The organism is Trichothermofontia sp., from assembly GCF_053493415.1.
On sequence record NZ_JBRCAD010000039.1, the window covers coordinates 33,322 to 49,808 of the forward strand.

Here is a 16,487-nt window from a genome sequence, read left to right on the forward strand (position 1 = left end):
GGGTACACTACACACCATCGGCGCGGACAACGACCACTAAACTTTTATGGGCGCAACGTTACAGCAAATTGCTGGCTACCTCGATCACCACGGTTGGACCTATCGCATTGATACGGAAGCCTCGCAAATTATCACGGGCGTCCAAGCTGAGAATGTCGAGCGGTTCCTGATCGTCATTGAGTTAGGTGAAGAGGGGGAATTCTTCGAGATCTATGCGCCCCAGGTTCTCACGGGAGTAAAGGATCATCCCTATAAGGCGGCAATTTTGCAGACGATGCTTTGTATTTCCTGGGAAACCAAGATGTTGCAGTGGGAATATGATCCCTCGGATGGTGAAATTCGCGCCATTATTGAATTCCCCCTAGAGGATGCCACACTCACGGAGCGCCAGTTTAATCGTTGTTTGGATGCCCTTGTCCGCATTGTGGATGAGATTGCTATGCCCCGTCTGCGTGAGGTGATGCGCACCGGCCAAGATCCGGGCGATTTGGAAGAGGGGGAGCGTTTGCTGCTGCGACTGCAGGAGGAAGCTCCCGGTTTGCTGAATTTGCTGGAGCGGGCAATGGAAGCTCGCAAACGGCGTGGCCTATCGCCTTCGCAGGAAGAATTTTAGGGAATCAAGGCTTCCAGGGCCGCTTGCAGGTCAGCCGTGAGGGTCGCGACAGCAGCCTTGGCCGATCGCCGATCGCGGGCATAACTGGGCCAACGCTGACTCACCTCGATCGGTGTCCCGATGGTAAAAACCGCCTGACGCTGGCCAAGCTGGGGGCGTCGGGGAATCGTTACGCCCTTCACCCGCTCCACCAGATCAAACAGGATCAACGTGGTTTCCGCCAGCCGCTCGAAACAGAGGCGATCGCGCACATAGTGATCCGTAACGGCGACAAAACTTTCCACTAGGCGCATGTGGTGCAGGTGGAGGCTGGCCGTGGTGGCACCCCAGTCCGCGAGTCCCCGCTCTAGGGGCGGCAAGTGGGACAGGGCACCCAGATCCTCGCGGTAGATTTGGGTCCATCCGGCTTCCTCTAACCGGCGGCAACGGCTGGCGAGGCTCCCCTGACTGGCTAACCCAAAGTAGCTTTCCCCCACCCGTAGGGCCGTCTCTAACACCTGGGCAAGGCGGGGGGCGAGCGTTCCCCCCGCGGTTGTTCCCCGCTCGCCGGTAGACGGCTCGGCTGCACCCGTAGCCCCTTCCCCAGCGGCTCCCACGGATGCAGGCCGATCAAGCGCTCCAGCTTGGGTGGGGTAAAAGCGTTGATAAAACTGCTCCATCCGCGTTAGCAGATGTTCCCCCAGATGGCATAGGCGTTGATAGTAGGCTGTGAGGGAGGCGGTGTGGGGGTGGGCCAATGATGCTAGGGGCAGTCCTGTATCCCTTTCTAACTGACTGAGCAGGCGATCGAGGGCCGACCAATTGGGGTGGGGATAGCTATAGCGCAGGCCGATCGGCACAATCAGCAATGGTTGGGACTGGCCCGCCTTGCGTAGATCCTCAACCCCCCAAAAGGCGAGTTGGGCGGTGCCCGGTTCTAACGGACTGACCCGATCACTGTGGCCGTTGGTGGCCCCTTCCGGCGCGATCGTGAGGGGGAATTCCCCGTGCTGGAGATAGGCCCGGATGGTTTTCAGGGCCTTGAGGTCCATCTGTCGCCCCCGCCGTACCGGGACCCCGCCCAAACAGGAGAAAAACCAACCCAGCCACCGCCCTGCCCACAGGGTCATGCCGCGATCGTACATAAAGGCTGTATGGAGCGGGGAACCTAGGGAGATCCCCTGACGACGGGCGGCTTGGGGCAGAATGCGCGAGAACAGATAGGCCATGACTAGGGGATCATCCACCTGACTATGGCGAAAGGCAAGCAGTAGACGGATTTCCCCCGCTTGAAATTGCTGGAAGCACTGGACCAACGGGGCCGGGTCGTCACAAACAATGGGCCAGATACCCGCCGGTAACCAGCGCCGTAACCGCACCCGCAGTAGCAGCGGTAGCGCCGCATAGGCACCCCATAAGACCCAACGGTTTAGCTGGGGTGGAATAAAGGCAAGAGCTGGTTGAGCACGGGATTCAACCCATTGCTGCCGCCGCTGGTCCCTCATGCCCGGACATCAATGATCGTGCCGTTGAAGTCGTAGGTTTTGCCCTCTAGGCGCACGGGTAGGCCAATTTTGACCTTACTGCCCCCTAGCACGGGGCCATCCCCGGTGAGTTGTCCCTGTCCCGCGAGGGTCAGTAGGAAATCCGCCGTAAAGGGGGTTTCTAGACCAGGGGCGGGTTTAAGGGCGACCGACCCATCCGGCTGGGGCACAAATACACTGCGGCCCGGATCTTCAATTTTGGTAATTTTGACACTGCCTGATGGTTGATTCCGAATCACCAGGCTGGTATTGTCCCCCACTTGGAACAAGGCTTGGGGATTCCGCACACTCAACCCGCGCACCATCACCTCAAACTCAACCGGAACGGTACTTACTTGTGCTAAGGAAGTGGGATTGCCAGGGCTGAAAAAGATGCCGATCAGCACTAAAAGGATGATGAGGACTGCCCCCAAATCTAAAACATTGACCTTCCCAAAGAGACGACCGTGAGCATCTAATATCTTCATACCCGCTGCCCTAGAATGACGCGACTGCTAACTCGACTGCTATGGTATCAGGTTTGGGTCCGGTGCCTGTCAACGCTAGGGTGACACGGGTTTTGTGTGGTATGCTCACCCTAGTTGTGGATAGGTTATCCGCAATGAATCAGCGCGATACGATCATAACCAACGATAGCCTACCGTCCCTCAGTAAGCCATGAAGCAAGGACACCGGCATCCAGGTGCCGATGATTTGCCCCCGTGGGCAGATGGGCTGCATAGTTGTCACTGGCGATCGGGGCAACTACACACCCAATATCGGGTGATGGGATGGGCGCGAGGCAAAGGCAGGGGACTCTGGCCGGGGTTAGCCCATTGCGTGAGGCGCGTTATGTCCTGAGGTGTCATGCCCCCTGTTGTGATTCTGGAATTCCTGATCATTTTTTTGCTCCTGTTGGCCAATGGCGTGTTTGCCATGTCCGAGATTGCGATTGTCTCGGCCCGTCGGGCGCGGTTGCAACACCTGGCCAATCGCGGCGATCGTCGGGCGGAAGCGGCATTGGCATTGGCTGAATCCCCCAACCGGTTCCTGTCCACTGTGCAAGTCGGCATTACCCTGATTGGGATTGTTGCCGGGGTCTTTGGGGGGGCTACCCTCTCCCAAACCTTGGCGACGGCTCTGCAACAGGTGCGCTTTCTGGCCCCCTATGCCGATGCGATCGCCCTAGTCACGGTGGTGGTGGGCATCACCTACCTTTCCCTGGTGATTGGCGAACTGGTTCCCAAGCGCTTGGCCCTACACCACCCCGAACACATTGCCATGATCGTGGCCCGTCCCATGCTTTGTCTGGAGTCGGCGGCCTATCCGATCGTCACCTTCCTCAGTGCCTCTACGGAAATTATCCTGCGCCTGTTTGGGATCGAGCATTCCGAGGCCGAACCCTCCATCAGCGAGGAGGAAATCAAGGTCATGATCCAGCAGGCGACCAAAGCGGGCACTTTTGAGGAAGTGGAGCAGGCAATGGTGGAGCGGGTGTTTCGGTTGGGCGATATGCGGGTGAGTTCCCTGATGACCCCCCGTCCTGATATTGTCTGGCTCGATCTTGAAGATACCGCCGAGGAGAACCACCGCAAGCTTTTTGAAAGTCCCCACACGCGCTTCCCTGTTTGCCAGGGCGGGTTGGATCATCTGCTCGGTGTTGTCCAGGTGAATGATTTACTGATGCGGGGGCTAGCGGGCGAACCCATTGAACTCACCTCGGCCCTCCGCCAACCCGTCTACGTGCCAGAAAGTACGCGGGGCCTCAAGGTGATGGAATTATTCAAACAGGCGAGTACCCACATTGCTTTGGTGGTGGATGAATACGGCGTGATTCAGGGGTTAGTGACACTCAACGATATTCTGGAGGCGATTATTGGGGATATTCCCTCGGTGGGTACCCCGGAGGAACCGGAGGCGGTCCAGCGGGAGGATGGGTCCTGGTTGTTGGATGGCATGATGGCGATCGAGGATTTTCGCGAGTTATTCCTGTTGCCAGAGTTACCGGGGGAGCAACGGGGGAATTTTCATACCTTGGGCGGTTTTGTGATCACCCATCTCGGTCGCATTCCCGTGGCAGCGGATTATTTTGAGTGGGATCATTTCCGGTTTGAAGTGGCGGATATGGATGGCAACCGGGTGGATAAAGTGTTGGTGATTCCCCTGCATCCCCAAACCAGTGAATCCAGTGAAGATCCCAAAGAGAAGGATAATTTAGACTAGGTCGTCTCTAGAGACTGCCACAGCCGCATTCTGGGGGAAGGGCATGGCACCCAACTTTACCTTAGCTGGCCCCGCCGATACAGATACACTCCTGGGGCTATTGGCGGAGTTTTATGCGATCGAACACCTGACTTTTGATGCGGCGGTAGCTCGTCAGGCGTTGCAGGAAATTTTGGCTGAACGACGCTACGGGTTAATCTACTTGATCGAAGTGGCGGACGCGATCGCGGGGTATGTGGTCTTAACCTTTGGCTTTAGCCTGGAGTTCCACGGGCGCGATGCCTGGATTGACGAATTGTATTTACGGGCTGCCTACCGGGGGCAGGGGATTGGTAAAGCCACCCTGGCCTTTATCGCCGCGACCTGTCGCAGTGAAGGAATCAGCGCCGTCCATTTGGCTGTCGCCCATCGCAACCAACGGGCACAAAAGGTTTACCAGAATGCGGGTTATGAAGCCCACGATCGTCACATCATGACCCAGTGGCTAATCTAGCCAGTCCTCCCTGGGCTAGGGTTCGTGAATACTCTGGGCACCCCAGACATCCTGGGGCAGGAACGTGCGATCGCTGGGCAAGGGGGCAACCGGCTGGGTCAACAAAAAAGTCCCTGCTTCAATCCATTGTTTGAGTACCCCGGCAATTTGGCGCGAAAGGTAAATACTGGTCAGGGGGGCCGTGCGCACCCGTTTACCCTCGATCGTGATCCAGCCGGATTTCAGTTGGGCGTAGCTGACCAGCCCAAAGGTAGGCCGCACCCGGCGGGGAATCGCAAAGTCCACGATCGGGGCCACCAAGTCCGCGTCCCGAACCGTACACCGGGCCACCACGTCTTCATGCAATACGGGCAGAGGAATGCCAATCCCCAGCATCAGCGAGGGACCATAGCCCTTGAAGTAACAGCCCCGCACCCAAGCCGGGTCCATTTGTTTCGCATCGCCGATCGTGGCTAGCGTCGCCGCAGGTCCGATCGGGGTCTGGTTAGGCAGGCGTTTTTGCAAAGGAAAATGTTGGGTACCCTCCCAGGCCACATAGCCAATCCCTCCTCCCAGGAAGATCCGACTGCCGATCCCAAGCAATTGCAATTCCGGATCATTAAACAGGGGGGCCAGTTCGCCAGCATTGGAATAGACCGCATTGCCCAGGTTGGGTTGCAGCGGCCCCAAGTAGGTCGCCAATGGGCGATCGCCCCCATTCACCCCCACAATAAAATTCTGGTAGAGATTGCGCGGGTTAAACAAATAAAACTGATTAATCGTCTCACGGGTAATGGTGGTTTCAAACGAAGCCCTAGGGTAACAATCCGTCACCTGCCCGATCGCCCGCAATGCGATCGGTTTGCCCGCAATGAGATCGGCAATCACATGGCCACCGCCACGGGTGCGCGGCGAGAGGGCATAGCCATCATCGAGATCGATCGCCTCATGGCTAGGGACCTCTTGGGCCGCCTGGGTTGCCCCCAGATAGAGATCAACGGCCCCAAAGCCGGAATAGGCCAACACCCCATCCAGCCAACACTGGCGAATCTTAATCGGTGGGTCCGTATGTCCCAGGTTGAGGATGGCACCAGAAGACTCCGCTGGCTCAAAGCTACCTGTGGTGATCACGTCCACTTGCTGAGCCGCTGCGGTGATGCCCATCTCAGCCACCCGCGCCTTAAGTTCCTCCACCGTCCACACCACAGCCCGTTGCTGACGGATTTTCTGATTGATTTCGGCCAGCGTGCGCACGCGCTCTCCCCCTGCTCCGCTCCCCCTACTGCCTCAGCCGACGAATCCGAACTAAGCTGACGAATCCCGACGAATCCCGACTAATCCGACTTCTGGGCCTGTATGGCTGGATCAAAAAAATCAAAGTGTTCCGGTAACGCATCAGAGGTAGGCGTAAACAGGAACGTCGCCAGTGCCAACAGGCAAAAGCTGCTCAGCACCACCCACCACAACGGTTGCCGCTGAAACCCGACATCCCGCCACATCCGGACAAGCGGGTGGCTTTGACGGCGCAGCATTTGGTCGATCGCCCGTTGGGAAGCTTGGAACGGATCGCGCACAAAATGCCCACTCTGGCTAATCACTAACCGTTCCTGACACTGGTGACAAACAAACAAACCACTCAAAAGTTGGCCTGATAACTCCGCCCGAATCCGATTACAGACCGGGCAGGTGGCAGCGTGACTATCAAAGGCGTGAGCAGTCATGAGCAGTTTCCGAAGTTCCAACAAACTTAACGCAAATCTGATGCAAATCTGACACAAATTCTGACGCGCTTTACGGCTGAATGAGCGATCGGAATTAGCAATCAATCAAGAATGTAAAAGTAGTAATGTCAACACTCTCTCATAAACTTCTATAACCATTATCCGGTGTTGTCCTGGGCGTACTCAGCAATTTCACTGACGCACTATCTATACTATTCGTAGTCTACCCTGTGGATAGGCTGCTCTGACTGAGTGTTGTTTTTTTTCATATTTCATCCCTGTTGTTATGGGGGGAAGTTGTCAGTTGGGGGGATATCTGGGATAGGCGATATCCGGGATGACATTGAGACAGCGGGCATAGACCGCCCTGTTCAGCGATCGCAAGACAATCAGCCCATCCTTGTCCCATGCGGGAGGGGGTGTTCGGTGCAGGGATGCCGTGCAGAGATGCGGTGTAGGGATGGGTGCATCGCTGCCTGCGTTGCCTAGACTAGACTACCCTAGACTAGAGAAGAGTTGGCCATGAGGTTGGCCCAGCTTCAACCTCCCCAGACATTGATTCTGGAGGGATGCTTACGGATTGTCAGAAGAACCTAAGTGCTGTCTGAGTCCATGAACGAACCGCTCTCAGAAACCCGTAAGGATCGCCTGCTGAAATCCTGGCAGGGGGTGCGATCGTTCATCACCCGCTCGGCGAACGTGGTGATGGCCCAGGTCCGATCGGGGGCCGCCTTCCGCCAACTGGGCCACGGGTTACGGCAGCCGATCGTGGTCACAACGGTGATTACCCTGGGGTTAGTGCTGGGGACACGGCAACTGGGTTGGCTAGAAGCAGGGGAAGTCGCCACCTACGATCAAATGGTGCGTTTACGGCGACCGCTCCCCCCTGATCCGCGTATGTTGGTGGTGGGGATCACCGAAGCCGATATTCAGACGCATGGCTGGCCGATCCCTGACGCCATCCTGGCCCAACTTCTGGCTACCTTGCAGGCGCAACAGGCTCGCCTGATTGGCTTAGATATCCTGCGGGATAATCCCCAGGATGCGGCCTTTATTCACCAACTTCAACTGGATAATGTCATCGTCATTACCAGCTTGGGCGATTTAGCAACAACCCAAGTGCCTCCCCCACCGGGCGTTGATCCAGAGCAAATTGGGTTTAACGACGTGGTGGTGGATACGGACAATGTGGTGCGGCGGAATCTGCTGTTTGGCACGGTTGATGACGATCAAACCATGTATTCCCTCTCGCTGCGGCTGGCCCAAGCCTACTTATCCCAGGAGGGGCTATTGCCGACTCCCGCCGACTCCCGGGGTCGCTTCCAATGGGGCCAAGCCCACTTTCAGCCCTTGCAACCCCATTCTGGTGGATATCGTCATGCCGACGCAGCGGGCTATCAACTGCTGCTGAACTACCGCAACTATAAGCAAGGGGCGCGGCTTGTCAGTTTGGGTGAGGTCTTGGCAGGGGAAGTTGACCCCAGTTGGATCGCCGATAAGATTGTCCTGATTGGAACAACGGCTCCTAGCGGCAAGGATCTGTTTCCGACCCCGTATAGTGCCACGGAGGCGGGGGACTTCATGATTCCGGGGGTGATGATCCATGCCCAGCAAGCCAGTCAAATTATGGCGGCAGTCCTGGGGGAGCGGCCCCTATTCTGGTTTTGGCCGGAATGGCTAGAGGTGGTTTGGATTAGCGCTTGGAGTATTGGCGGTGCCATCCTGGCCTATCGGGTTCGCCATCCCCTCCATTTGGGCGGGCTGTTCCTGGTGGGCTTGGGCCTGATCACGGGCATCGGCATGGGCAGCTTTTTGCTGGGCGGTTGGATTCCCGTCGTCACCCCAGCGATCGCATGGGTAGCCACGGGGGGCGGTGTCATGGCCTGTGTCACCTATCAGCTTTACCAGGAACAACAACGGCTGGCGAAGCTGGTGCAGGTGCGGGATGATGAACTGCTGCTGATGCAGACCGTCCTGGAAGAACACACCGGGTTAGTCGATCGCCCGGTATCGTTGATATTGCGGGATAGCCATACCCAACCGTTGCTGGCCGATCGCTATCAGATCACCCAATTACTGGGAACCGGGGGATTTGGCCAAACCTACCTGGCGGAGGATACCCACCGTCCCGGCAAACCTATTTGTGTGGTGAAGCGATTACTGCTGGCGCAAAAGAATCCCCGCCATATGGAGATTGCTCGACGGTTGTTTAAGGCGGAAGCTGAGATCCTGGAAACCCTCGGTAAGCAAAAATATATTCCTCAACTTCTGGCGTATTTTGAAGACGAAGCGGAGAATGATTTTTACTTGGTTGAAGAGTTTATTGAAGGTCAATCTTTGTGTGATTTATTGCCAGCGGATAAACGCCAGCCGGAGGATTGGGTATTGACCTGGCTGAAGGGGATGCTGGAAATTTTGGTTCCGATTCATGCCGCCCATGTCATTCATCGGGATATTAAGCCCAGTAATGTCATTATTCGCAAGCGTGATCAGCACCCCGTTTTGATTGATTTTGGTGCGGTCAAACAACTCAACCCCTATGCAAATGAAGATGAGGAGGCGCTGACGGTCGCGATCGGAACCCGTGGCTATGCGCCGCCAGAGCAATTGTTAGGTTCACCCAATCTCAGTAGTGATTTATATGCCACAGGAATGATCTGCATTCAGGCACTCACGGGCATTCCCCCTACGAAGTTGCCACGGGATGAGGATTCAGGGGAACTGAACTGGCGACCGTTGGCAAAGGTTACCCCAGAATTTGGGGCGATTATTGACAAAATGACCTGGTATTTCTTTACCGATCGCTATCGATCGGCGATGGAAGTTCTCCAGGATTTAAAACAATTAACCGATAACCGTTAAGCACCCCATCTCCCCCACGCCTTCACCGCCTAGGGGAGATGCCGTTTGACCTTCCCGCCATCGCGCTAGCACTAGATTGTCTGATCTGGATCAACCCCCAACGCTCGTAATTGGGCCATCAGCATTTGATTGCGTTGCCGTTCTGCCTCTGCCTGCTGTTGGGCCGCTTCGGCCCGTTGCCGTTCTGCCTCTGCCTGCTGTTGTTCGATTGCGGCTGTTTCCTCGGGGGTGGGCACTAGCTCACCCGCTTGCGTGAAAAACCGCAGCCGCTCTTGATAAATACCTAAATATAGCTGCAACTGCTGGCTCCACAACCAACCCTGTGCGGTGGGTTCAATCGCTTCGTAGGTCCCCTGCACGAGATAAAAACCCGCGAATTCGAGGCTATAAGGATCGAACCAGAAATATTCAGGCGTGCGGAAGGTCTCTTGGTAGAGTTGTTTTTTTAAGCCACGATCGACCTTAGCCGTTGAGGGGGACAGTAATTCAATAATCACATGGGGATACTGGCCTTTCTCTTCCCACACGACCCAACTCTTGCGGGGACGGTTCTCGGTGCCAAGGACTACGAAAAAATCGGGACCGCGAAACCTTTCAGTTTTCTGCCGATTCGGACTGTAGTAAATCGTCGTGTTACCGGAAACATAGTAATCCGTGCGATAGTTGGCGGGTGGGGTTGTTTGCCCCGCTCGCCATAGCCAGTGCAGTAGGCGGATCAGCAGGTCAATCTGACTGCGATGTAGGTCGCTTTCCAAGGGGGGTTCGTCGCTCTCCAGAGCACTCGGTGGAATGATAATTTCTTCACCCGCGAACGGGTCCCAATTGCTTTCAGGCCAGTCAGTGTCAGAGGTTGGCACGATAACCGGCAGGGCCTCTTGGGGCGGAGTGGGATGGGCGGACGCAGGCATAGGCAGTTAGCACATGGGTATTATCTTTCACTTTAATCGGTTTGCCTGAAACATAGGGACCGATCGGCAGCCGCAATCCCCACGGCTAAGGGGGGGACACGGTGGCCAAACCCATACCGGGCTGTGAGGATACTGAGCCGTGGGGATAAAGCCCCTGGCCGAGTCCGCCTTTAACCCAGTTCAGCGACCATTTGTTGTACGAGACTAAGGACGATGGGGTTGGGATCATGGTTGAGTTGCGGCAACAATTCCCGTAATGTTCGTGGGGACGCCATGCGTAGATAGGCCAGCACGGCCTCCCGCACCACTCCGGCTGGATGGTGTAAACAGGCCAGGATGGATTCAGGGCTTAGGCTCCAGCGTTCCCGACGGGCTAGATGGAAACAGCAAGCCAGGGGCCACTCAGCGAGAAAATGGCGCAGGTCCACCAAGTGTCGCAGGCGATCGCTGGGGGAGAGCATTTGATAGGGGAAATCGGCGGCTAAACTTTGCAGCTTTTCCTGATCCGAGCGGCGATCGAGCAAAACCAGTAGGGTCCGCTTACTGCGAATATCCAGGGTATTGTCGAGGATTTCTAACCCCCGCGCCTTACTGGCATGGGAGGCATCCCGCAGGTTAAACCGGGCCGCTTGAATCGCCTCTGCTGGGTAAAGAAAACGCATGAGGAGATAGAGCCGCTCCTCGGCGTCGGTAATCATATCCCGTAGCGATCGTCGCAGGAGGTCCGCCTCGGCCCCCATTAACCGCATGGGGTCAAAATCCAACAGGGCGGCGTAGAGTTGGCCCACAAACATAATCTCCTGGTTGATCAGCTGCTCCACCCCACTGCGGCCTAGGCGATCGAGTACGGCCTCAATGCCTGCTTCATAGGGAAGTTTCAGCAGAATGCGCAACAAATTCCGCCGAGGCGCATCCCAGGCAGTCTCCAGATGAGTCACCAGGGCATCGAGGGCTTCCAGGGTGCCAATTTGACCAATCACATCCCAAGCATCGGCCTGCATCCGGGGGGGGCGGCTCGGATCGGCAGCCACCTCCAGGAGCATGGGCAAGGCAGCATTTTCTAAACGCACGAGCGCTTGCATGGCGGCTTTACGGGTGGACTTGTAGTGCAACGCCCGGAGTAAGGAGGGATAGTATTCCTCTAGGCGGGTAGCGGCGATCGCCTCTAGTAAGGCACACCGCACCCGGAGTGACTCATCCTGAAGCAGACTAGGAATATACAGCCGCAATGCCTGCATATAGTCGGCCTCCCCTAGGGCACGGCAGCCCATGACCCGTTCCCGTTCCCGCTTGTGGGTAACCATTTGGCGTAGACAGTTGGTGGCTTCGGCTTTTTGGTCCCGATTGCCCCGCCGCAACATCAGGGCCGCTGCCGTGCCGCGCACGATCGGGTCCACCTCTGGACGCAGGTAGGGGCGTAGTTTGTTGAGATTAAGATCCGGTTCCGGGTCCGTCAGCCACACATAGCGCAGGGCAATGGCCAGGACATCCGGCGGCAGCGATCGACTGATCAGGGCTTGGACCGGGGCCAGATATACCGGATTGGGATGGGTGAGCATCGCCTCCAGGCTTTTCCGCTGAAGCGTCGGCGAGAAACTAGGCAGCAGTGGGGCCAGCACCTCCCCCACATTTTTGGGATCAATTTGGAGCAACAGTTCAATGCAGGAGAGTTTTTCGGCATCCGGACCAGGACGCTCCAGGGTTTTGACAAAGGCAGCCTTATATTGCTTTAGCCCCGACTCCGAGTCCGGTAAGCTCAGTTGTCCCCGCTCGGCACTGAGGACCAGCAGATTGACATAGTTACGCTGGAGCAGGGTAATCACGACTAGCCAGATGGCGGCCAGAATAATGATGCCAGAGACAAATAGGCGACTTTGGATGAGCTGTAAAAAAGCGGCTGACTGTTCTGGGAAGGCCAGGCCCGTGAGCCAAATGAGCAGTAGAATGGCTACGCCCGTAAACCCATTGGAGAGGGGTTCCGCAATGCCCCGCACTGCCGACTGGACGCGGGCGCTGAGGGAACCTGGGATGGGTTGGAAGAGCACTGGGCCGACACTGGCCACCAGGGTATAGTGCAGCAACTCATCAAAAAACTTCAGCCCCAGCAACCCCACAAAGAGGTTGAGGAAGGAGGCCAGACCAATCAGGATAATCACCGCCGGGAGTAGCATGAGGGAGAAGAACACCCCTAGCCATTCGATCGCGCGGCTAGCCAAAAATAACTGCGCCCCCAATTCACATAGCCCCAGAATACCGCCAAAGAGTCCTAAGAAGCTGGCAATTTCGGCTCCACTAAAGCGCTTTTCAATCTGCGTCAGGTATTGAAAATCAATCAGGACTAAGAGGACTTGGGCTAACACGAAAAAGGTGAGGATCAAGACCACGTAGCGGCGCAGAGGTCCCTGAACGCGGCGATTAAAGTCTGAGCGCTTGGGTTGTTTCCGCACTGTGTCGGGAAAGGATTGACGATAGGCACGGCTGACATAGAACAGAATCAGTACCCCGATCGTCATCACAATAAACGCAGCCAAAATGACATTGGGGAGATCGATCCACCGCAACAGCAAGGGGAGTGAAAAGCCACTGACCACATCGGCCACCAGTAACCCACTACTGATCAAGGGATAGGAGCGCTTGATCTCGCGGATATTGAACAGTTGGTTTGCCGTAATGGAGGTGTTCAAATCACTGAGGACATAGATAGCCTCCACCCACAACCGCATCAGCGGCACCGTCACCACAACCCAGGCTGCCACCCCCAACCCCACGCGGAAAAAGAGGAGGGGCACCGCCAGCAGCAGGGCAATGAGCACCACCACCCGCCGCAAGGGCAACACTGTCTGTAACCAGGCATAGAGGAACCCCAGCCCCGATCCAATCCCCGAACTGGCGATATAAATCCAGGCTAGGGAGTTGGCCCCATAGCGATCGAGGAATAGGGCAACGGCACACGCTTCTAACCAGATCAACCCCACGGAGGAACAGGTATAGAAGGCAAACATGAGAAACGTCCGTCCGGCTTCGTCAGGACGCAGGTTGACCCAAGTTAAGACTTGTTGCAGTGCTGCGTCTAGCCGTTGCCTCAGCCAGCCAGGCAGGTATTGCTCAAGCCAAGAGGTCGTGAATTGCCGCTGAATCTTTGAAATCATGCCAGCTAAGTCGAGACACCCCTAGTTGGAATGCCTTTAATTTAGCCTGCCTACGCTGACTTGTACGCGCCGCCGCCGAGAACAAGTTACGTCTGGGCTAAAACTGCGCTAAGCCCAGGGGCAAACCCAAAGGGTGTGGCCGTGAGCTAGGCGGCGAACATGGTAGCATCAGTCAGCTTGGCCCATTGCCGCACCCTTTGAATTTCACCCTAACCCGTTAAGCGTCATGTTAAGAGCCGGAATTGTTGGACTGCCCAATGTGGGGAAATCCACTCTCTTTAATGCCCTCGTCGCCAATGCCAAGGCCCAGGCCGCTAATTTCCCCTTTTGCACGATCGAACCCAATGTTGGCGTTGTGGCAGTCCCCGATGAGCGCTTAGCCGTGTTGGCGGCACTCTCCCACTCGGAACAGACTATCCCCACCCGGATTGAGTTCGTGGATATTGCGGGCTTGGTGAAGGGGGCCAGCCAGGGGGAAGGCTTGGGGAACCAGTTCCTCTCCCACATTCGCCAGGTTGATGCGATCGTCCAGGTGGTGCGTTGCTTTGAGAATGACGACATTATCCATGTGTCCGGGTCGATCGATCCTGTGCGGGACATCGAAGTGATCAACCTGGAATTGGCCCTGGCGGACCTCGCCCAGATTGAACGGCGCATGGAGCGCACTCGCAAACAGGCCCGCACCAGCAAGGAAGCCCAATTTGAGTTAACTGTTTTAGATAAACTCAGCGCTGCGCTGAACGAGGGAACTTCCGTCCGGCAACTGCCCCTCACGGCAGAAGAGACCAGCGTGATCCAGCCCCTCGATTTGTTGACGGCCAAACCCCTGATCTATGCAGCCAATGTGGCTGAAGATGAATTAGCCACCGGGAACGTCCAAGTCGAACGGGTACGGGCGATCGCCAATCAGGAGCGGGCTAAGGTGGTGGTCGTCTCTGCCCAAGTCGAGTCGGAATTGGTGGAACTCCCCCCAGCGGAGCAGGCTGACTATCTGGCTGCCCTGGGGGTTGCGGAAGGAGGTCTGCAATCCCTCATTCGAGCGACCTATGATCTGTTGGGCCTCCGCACCTATTTGACCACTGGCCCTAAGGAAACCCGCGCCTGGACGATCCGCGCTGGGATGTTGGCCCCCCAGGCCGCTGGGGTGATCCACTCGGACTTTGAGAAGGGTTTTATCCGGGCGGAAACCGTTGCCTATGCCGATCTGGTTAAGGCTGGCTCGATGCAGGCCGCCAAGGAACAGGGCCTCGTCCGCAGTGAAGGCAAGGACTATGTGGTGCAAGAAGGGGATGTCCTACTCTTTCGGTTTAATGTTTAACGATCGCTTATGCCGATCGCCAGGGGAGGTGGTGTGGGCCACGTTGGCAGTAGTGGCGCGGCTTTAGGGATGGAAGTTCAGGCTGTTGCGTTGGGCTGCATGGCCTGAGGGTTAATCAGGTGCAGGCGATCGCGCCTGATCCCACCCTCGCCGGGGAGTGGTAGCAATGTTCGCTAAGTTGACCGATTAGAAACGGCTGACCGAGTACTCGCTACAACTGGTGGCACTCGTGAGGGCCAGTTGGTCTGTTGGTCGTTGCTCATGCATCATGCAGGCTACATACAGGCTAATTGACGGTAACCACGATCGCGGCACTTTCATTCGCAAGACGATCGACGGCTTGCAGGGCATAGGTGCCGGGGGGGACGGCCATACTCGTGGTATTGGCGTTCAAGATCTGTAGCAACTGCCACGTGGGGCCTTGCTGCTGATAGAGCGTCCACCCGCGTACCTCCGCAACCCCTGGATTCCAGGTAATTTGACCCGCTCTGGCCTGTACACCCGTTGGGGGAGCGGGGGGCGTATTGTCGAGCCAAGGCATGGTAGGGGGGAGGGCCGGTGATGGGTAGAGCGCGTTTTTAAAGGTTTCTTGAATCCCCAAACGGTTGTCGCGCAGCACCTTAGCACTAAAGAAAATATTGCCCAAGGAATTTTGGGTTGCCTTTTGTCGGGAAAGCGCCACCTGCCGCTCAAATTCCGTCTTGGTCCAGGTTTTGCCATCCAGTTGGCTCAGGTAGTTACCGGCGTAAATGTGGCGTCCGAGGGAATTTTGTTGGCTCCACCAGTCAAGGAGACGGGCATAGCTTTGTTGGGGCGGGTCAATCCGCCAGTAGAGTTGGGGGGCGAGGTAGTCTACCCAGCCCCGCTGCAACCAGAGTTTGGGGTCAGCATAGAGGGCATTGTACTGATCAAGTCCTTGAACGCCTGCCGGTTGGCCAGGGCGATAAATCCCAAAGGGACTGATGCCAAACTTAACCTGGGGTTTAGTTGCGCGAATCCCCGTGGCAAGACGTTGGACCAGTTGGTTCACATTATCCCGCCGCCAATCCGCCAGGGATAGGGTGCCACCCGCCTGACGGTAGGCTGCGTAGGTTTTGCTATCGGGGAAGGTGACCCCACTCTGGGGATAGGGATAGAAATAGTCATCCAGGTGAATGCCATCGATATCGTAGCGGTTGACCACATCAAGGATGACGGTGTAGGTCCAGTCCTGGACTTCCTTGGCCCCAGGGTCCATCCAAAGCTGGTTGCCATAGCGATAGGTATATTGGGGGTAGCGATTAGAAACGTGGTTAGCCGCCAGTTGCTCATTGGGGCTAACCCGCGCCCGGTAGGGATTAAACCAGGCATGGACTTCGATATTGCGCTTCCGGCTTTCCCGAATCGCAAAGGCGAGGGGATCGTAGCCGGGGGCCTGTCCCTGGGTGCCCGTCAGCCAGCTACTCCAGGGTTCGTAGGGGGAGGCATACAGCGCATCCCCCGCCGGACGAATTTGCAGGATCAGGGCGTTCAGGTTTAATGTTTGCATTTGATCCAAAATCTGGATCAGTTCGGCCTGCTGTTGGGCCGCACTCAGCCCCTTGCGCGAAGGCCAGTCAATGTTACTTACAGAGGCTACCCAGATTCCGCGAAATTCCCGTTGATGCCCGATCGCGCCCTGGGGAAGGGAAATTCCGGGTTGGGATGGACGGCTGGGCGGTAGGCTGGGCGGGCTGGGGG

12 protein-coding genes are annotated in these 16,487 nt (G+C 56.7%); 5 read left to right on the top strand and 7 right to left on the bottom strand.

The annotated features are described in order from the left end of the window. Positions 1 to 46 precede the first annotated feature (46 nt). Positions 47 to 613: a hypothetical protein gene (locus tag ACWIUF_RS03885; protein ID WP_448570912.1), complete on the top strand. Its 567-nt coding sequence runs from the start codon at positions 47 to 49 to the stop codon at positions 611 to 613. Here the strand turns inward: ACWIUF_RS03885 and ACWIUF_RS03890 are convergent. Then, the gene (locus tag ACWIUF_RS03890; RefSeq protein WP_448570913.1) at positions 610 to 2,097 is read right to left on the bottom strand and encodes a lysophospholipid acyltransferase family protein; all 1,488 of its coding nucleotides are present in this window, start codon (positions 2,095 to 2,097) and stop codon (positions 610 to 612) included. The two genes, ACWIUF_RS03885 and ACWIUF_RS03890, sit on opposite strands and share 4 nt — an antisense overlap. Continuing rightward, positions 2,094 to 2,603, bottom strand: coding sequence for a DUF4330 domain-containing protein (locus tag ACWIUF_RS03895; protein ID WP_448570914.1), 510 nt, complete (start codon positions 2,601 to 2,603; stop codon positions 2,094 to 2,096). The genes ACWIUF_RS03890 and ACWIUF_RS03895 overlap by 4 nt, the downstream gene beginning before the upstream one ends. A gap of 379 nt (positions 2,604 to 2,982) precedes the next feature. Here ACWIUF_RS03895 and ACWIUF_RS03900 point away from each other — a divergent pair, with 379 nt between their 5' ends. Both ACWIUF_RS03900 and ACWIUF_RS03905 read left to right on the top strand, forming a co-directional pair. Next, complete coding sequence (locus tag ACWIUF_RS03900) at positions 2,983 to 4,338, top strand: hemolysin family protein (protein WP_448570915.1); 1,356 nt, start codon at positions 2,983 to 2,985, stop codon at positions 4,336 to 4,338. A gap of 43 nt (positions 4,339 to 4,381) precedes the next feature. Then, entirely contained in the window at positions 4,382 to 4,831 is a 450-nt protein-coding gene (locus ACWIUF_RS03905; protein ID WP_448570916.1) for a GNAT family N-acetyltransferase, read from the top strand. A 15-nt stretch (positions 4,832 to 4,846) separates the two neighbouring features. Here ACWIUF_RS03905 and ACWIUF_RS03910 read toward each other — a convergent pair whose 3' ends face one another. Continuing rightward, a complete protein-coding gene (locus ACWIUF_RS03910) occupies positions 4,847 to 6,064 on the bottom strand; it encodes a homocysteine biosynthesis protein (RefSeq protein ID WP_448570917.1) in 1,218 nt (405 codons plus the stop codon). Between the two features lie 80 nt (positions 6,065 to 6,144). Continuing rightward, the gene (locus ACWIUF_RS03915; protein ID WP_448570918.1) at positions 6,145 to 6,531 is read right to left on the bottom strand and encodes a hypothetical protein; all 387 of its coding nucleotides are present in this window, start codon (positions 6,529 to 6,531) and stop codon (positions 6,145 to 6,147) included. Positions 6,532 to 7,143: 612 nt separating this feature from the next. On the opposite strand from ACWIUF_RS03915, the gene ACWIUF_RS03920 reads away from it, so the two are divergent. Further along, the gene (locus tag ACWIUF_RS03920) at positions 7,144 to 9,393 is read left to right on the top strand and encodes a CHASE2 domain-containing protein (protein WP_448570920.1); all 2,250 of its coding nucleotides are present in this window, start codon (positions 7,144 to 7,146) and stop codon (positions 9,391 to 9,393) included. A 71-nt stretch (positions 9,394 to 9,464) separates the two neighbouring features. Here the strand turns inward: ACWIUF_RS03920 and ACWIUF_RS03925 are convergent, their stop codons facing one another. Both ACWIUF_RS03925 and ACWIUF_RS03930 read right to left on the bottom strand, forming a co-directional pair. Continuing rightward, on the bottom strand, positions 9,465 to 10,301 hold the full coding sequence (locus tag ACWIUF_RS03925) for a Uma2 family endonuclease (protein ID WP_448570921.1): 837 nt from the start codon (positions 10,299 to 10,301) through the stop codon (positions 9,465 to 9,467). Between the two features lie 170 nt (positions 10,302 to 10,471). Next, positions 10,472 to 13,450, bottom strand: a complete 2,979-nt coding sequence (locus ACWIUF_RS03930) for an MFS transporter (protein WP_448570922.1) — start codon at positions 13,448 to 13,450, stop codon at positions 10,472 to 10,474. A gap of 226 nt (positions 13,451 to 13,676) precedes the next feature. Between ACWIUF_RS03930 and ychF the strand changes: the two genes are divergently transcribed. Continuing rightward, on the top strand, positions 13,677 to 14,768 hold the full coding sequence (gene ychF / locus ACWIUF_RS03935) for a redox-regulated ATPase YchF (RefSeq protein ID WP_448570923.1): 1,092 nt from the start codon (positions 13,677 to 13,679) through the stop codon (positions 14,766 to 14,768). Positions 14,769 to 15,054: 286 nt separating this feature from the next. Here the strand turns inward: ychF and ACWIUF_RS03940 are convergent. Continuing rightward, on the bottom strand, positions 15,055 to 16,487 hold a 1,433-nt coding region (locus ACWIUF_RS03940), incomplete at its 5' end, for a glycoside hydrolase family 10 protein (RefSeq protein ID WP_448570924.1).

What these genes read in the sequence shown, in the direction of transcription:
- ACWIUF_RS03925 (WP_448570921.1), bottom strand. Translation starts at nt 10,301, where the DNA reads ATGCCTGCGTCCGCCCATCCCACTCCGCCCCAAGAGGCCCTGCCGGTT.
- ACWIUF_RS03885 (WP_448570912.1), top strand. Translation starts at nt 47, where the DNA reads ATGGGCGCAACGTTACAGCAAATTGCTGGCTACCTCGATCACCACGGT.
- ACWIUF_RS03895 (WP_448570914.1), bottom strand. Translation starts at nt 2,603, where the DNA reads ATGAAGATATTAGATGCTCACGGTCGTCTCTTTGGGAAGGTCAATGTT.
- ACWIUF_RS03900 (WP_448570915.1), top strand. Translation starts at nt 2,983, where the DNA reads ATGCCCCCTGTTGTGATTCTGGAATTCCTGATCATTTTTTTGCTCCTG.
- ACWIUF_RS03905 (WP_448570916.1), top strand. Translation starts at nt 4,382, where the DNA reads ATGGCACCCAACTTTACCTTAGCTGGCCCCGCCGATACAGATACACTC.
- ACWIUF_RS03930 (WP_448570922.1), bottom strand. Translation starts at nt 13,450, where the DNA reads ATGATTTCAAAGATTCAGCGGCAATTCACGACCTCTTGGCTTGAGCAA.
- ACWIUF_RS03920 (WP_448570920.1), top strand. Translation starts at nt 7,144, where the DNA reads ATGAACGAACCGCTCTCAGAAACCCGTAAGGATCGCCTGCTGAAATCC.
- ychF (WP_448570923.1), top strand. Translation starts at nt 13,677, where the DNA reads ATGTTAAGAGCCGGAATTGTTGGACTGCCCAATGTGGGGAAATCCACT.
- ACWIUF_RS03915 (WP_448570918.1), bottom strand. Translation starts at nt 6,531, where the DNA reads ATGACTGCTCACGCCTTTGATAGTCACGCTGCCACCTGCCCGGTCTGT.
- ACWIUF_RS03890 (WP_448570913.1), bottom strand. Translation starts at nt 2,097, where the DNA reads ATGAGGGACCAGCGGCGGCAGCAATGGGTTGAATCCCGTGCTCAACCA.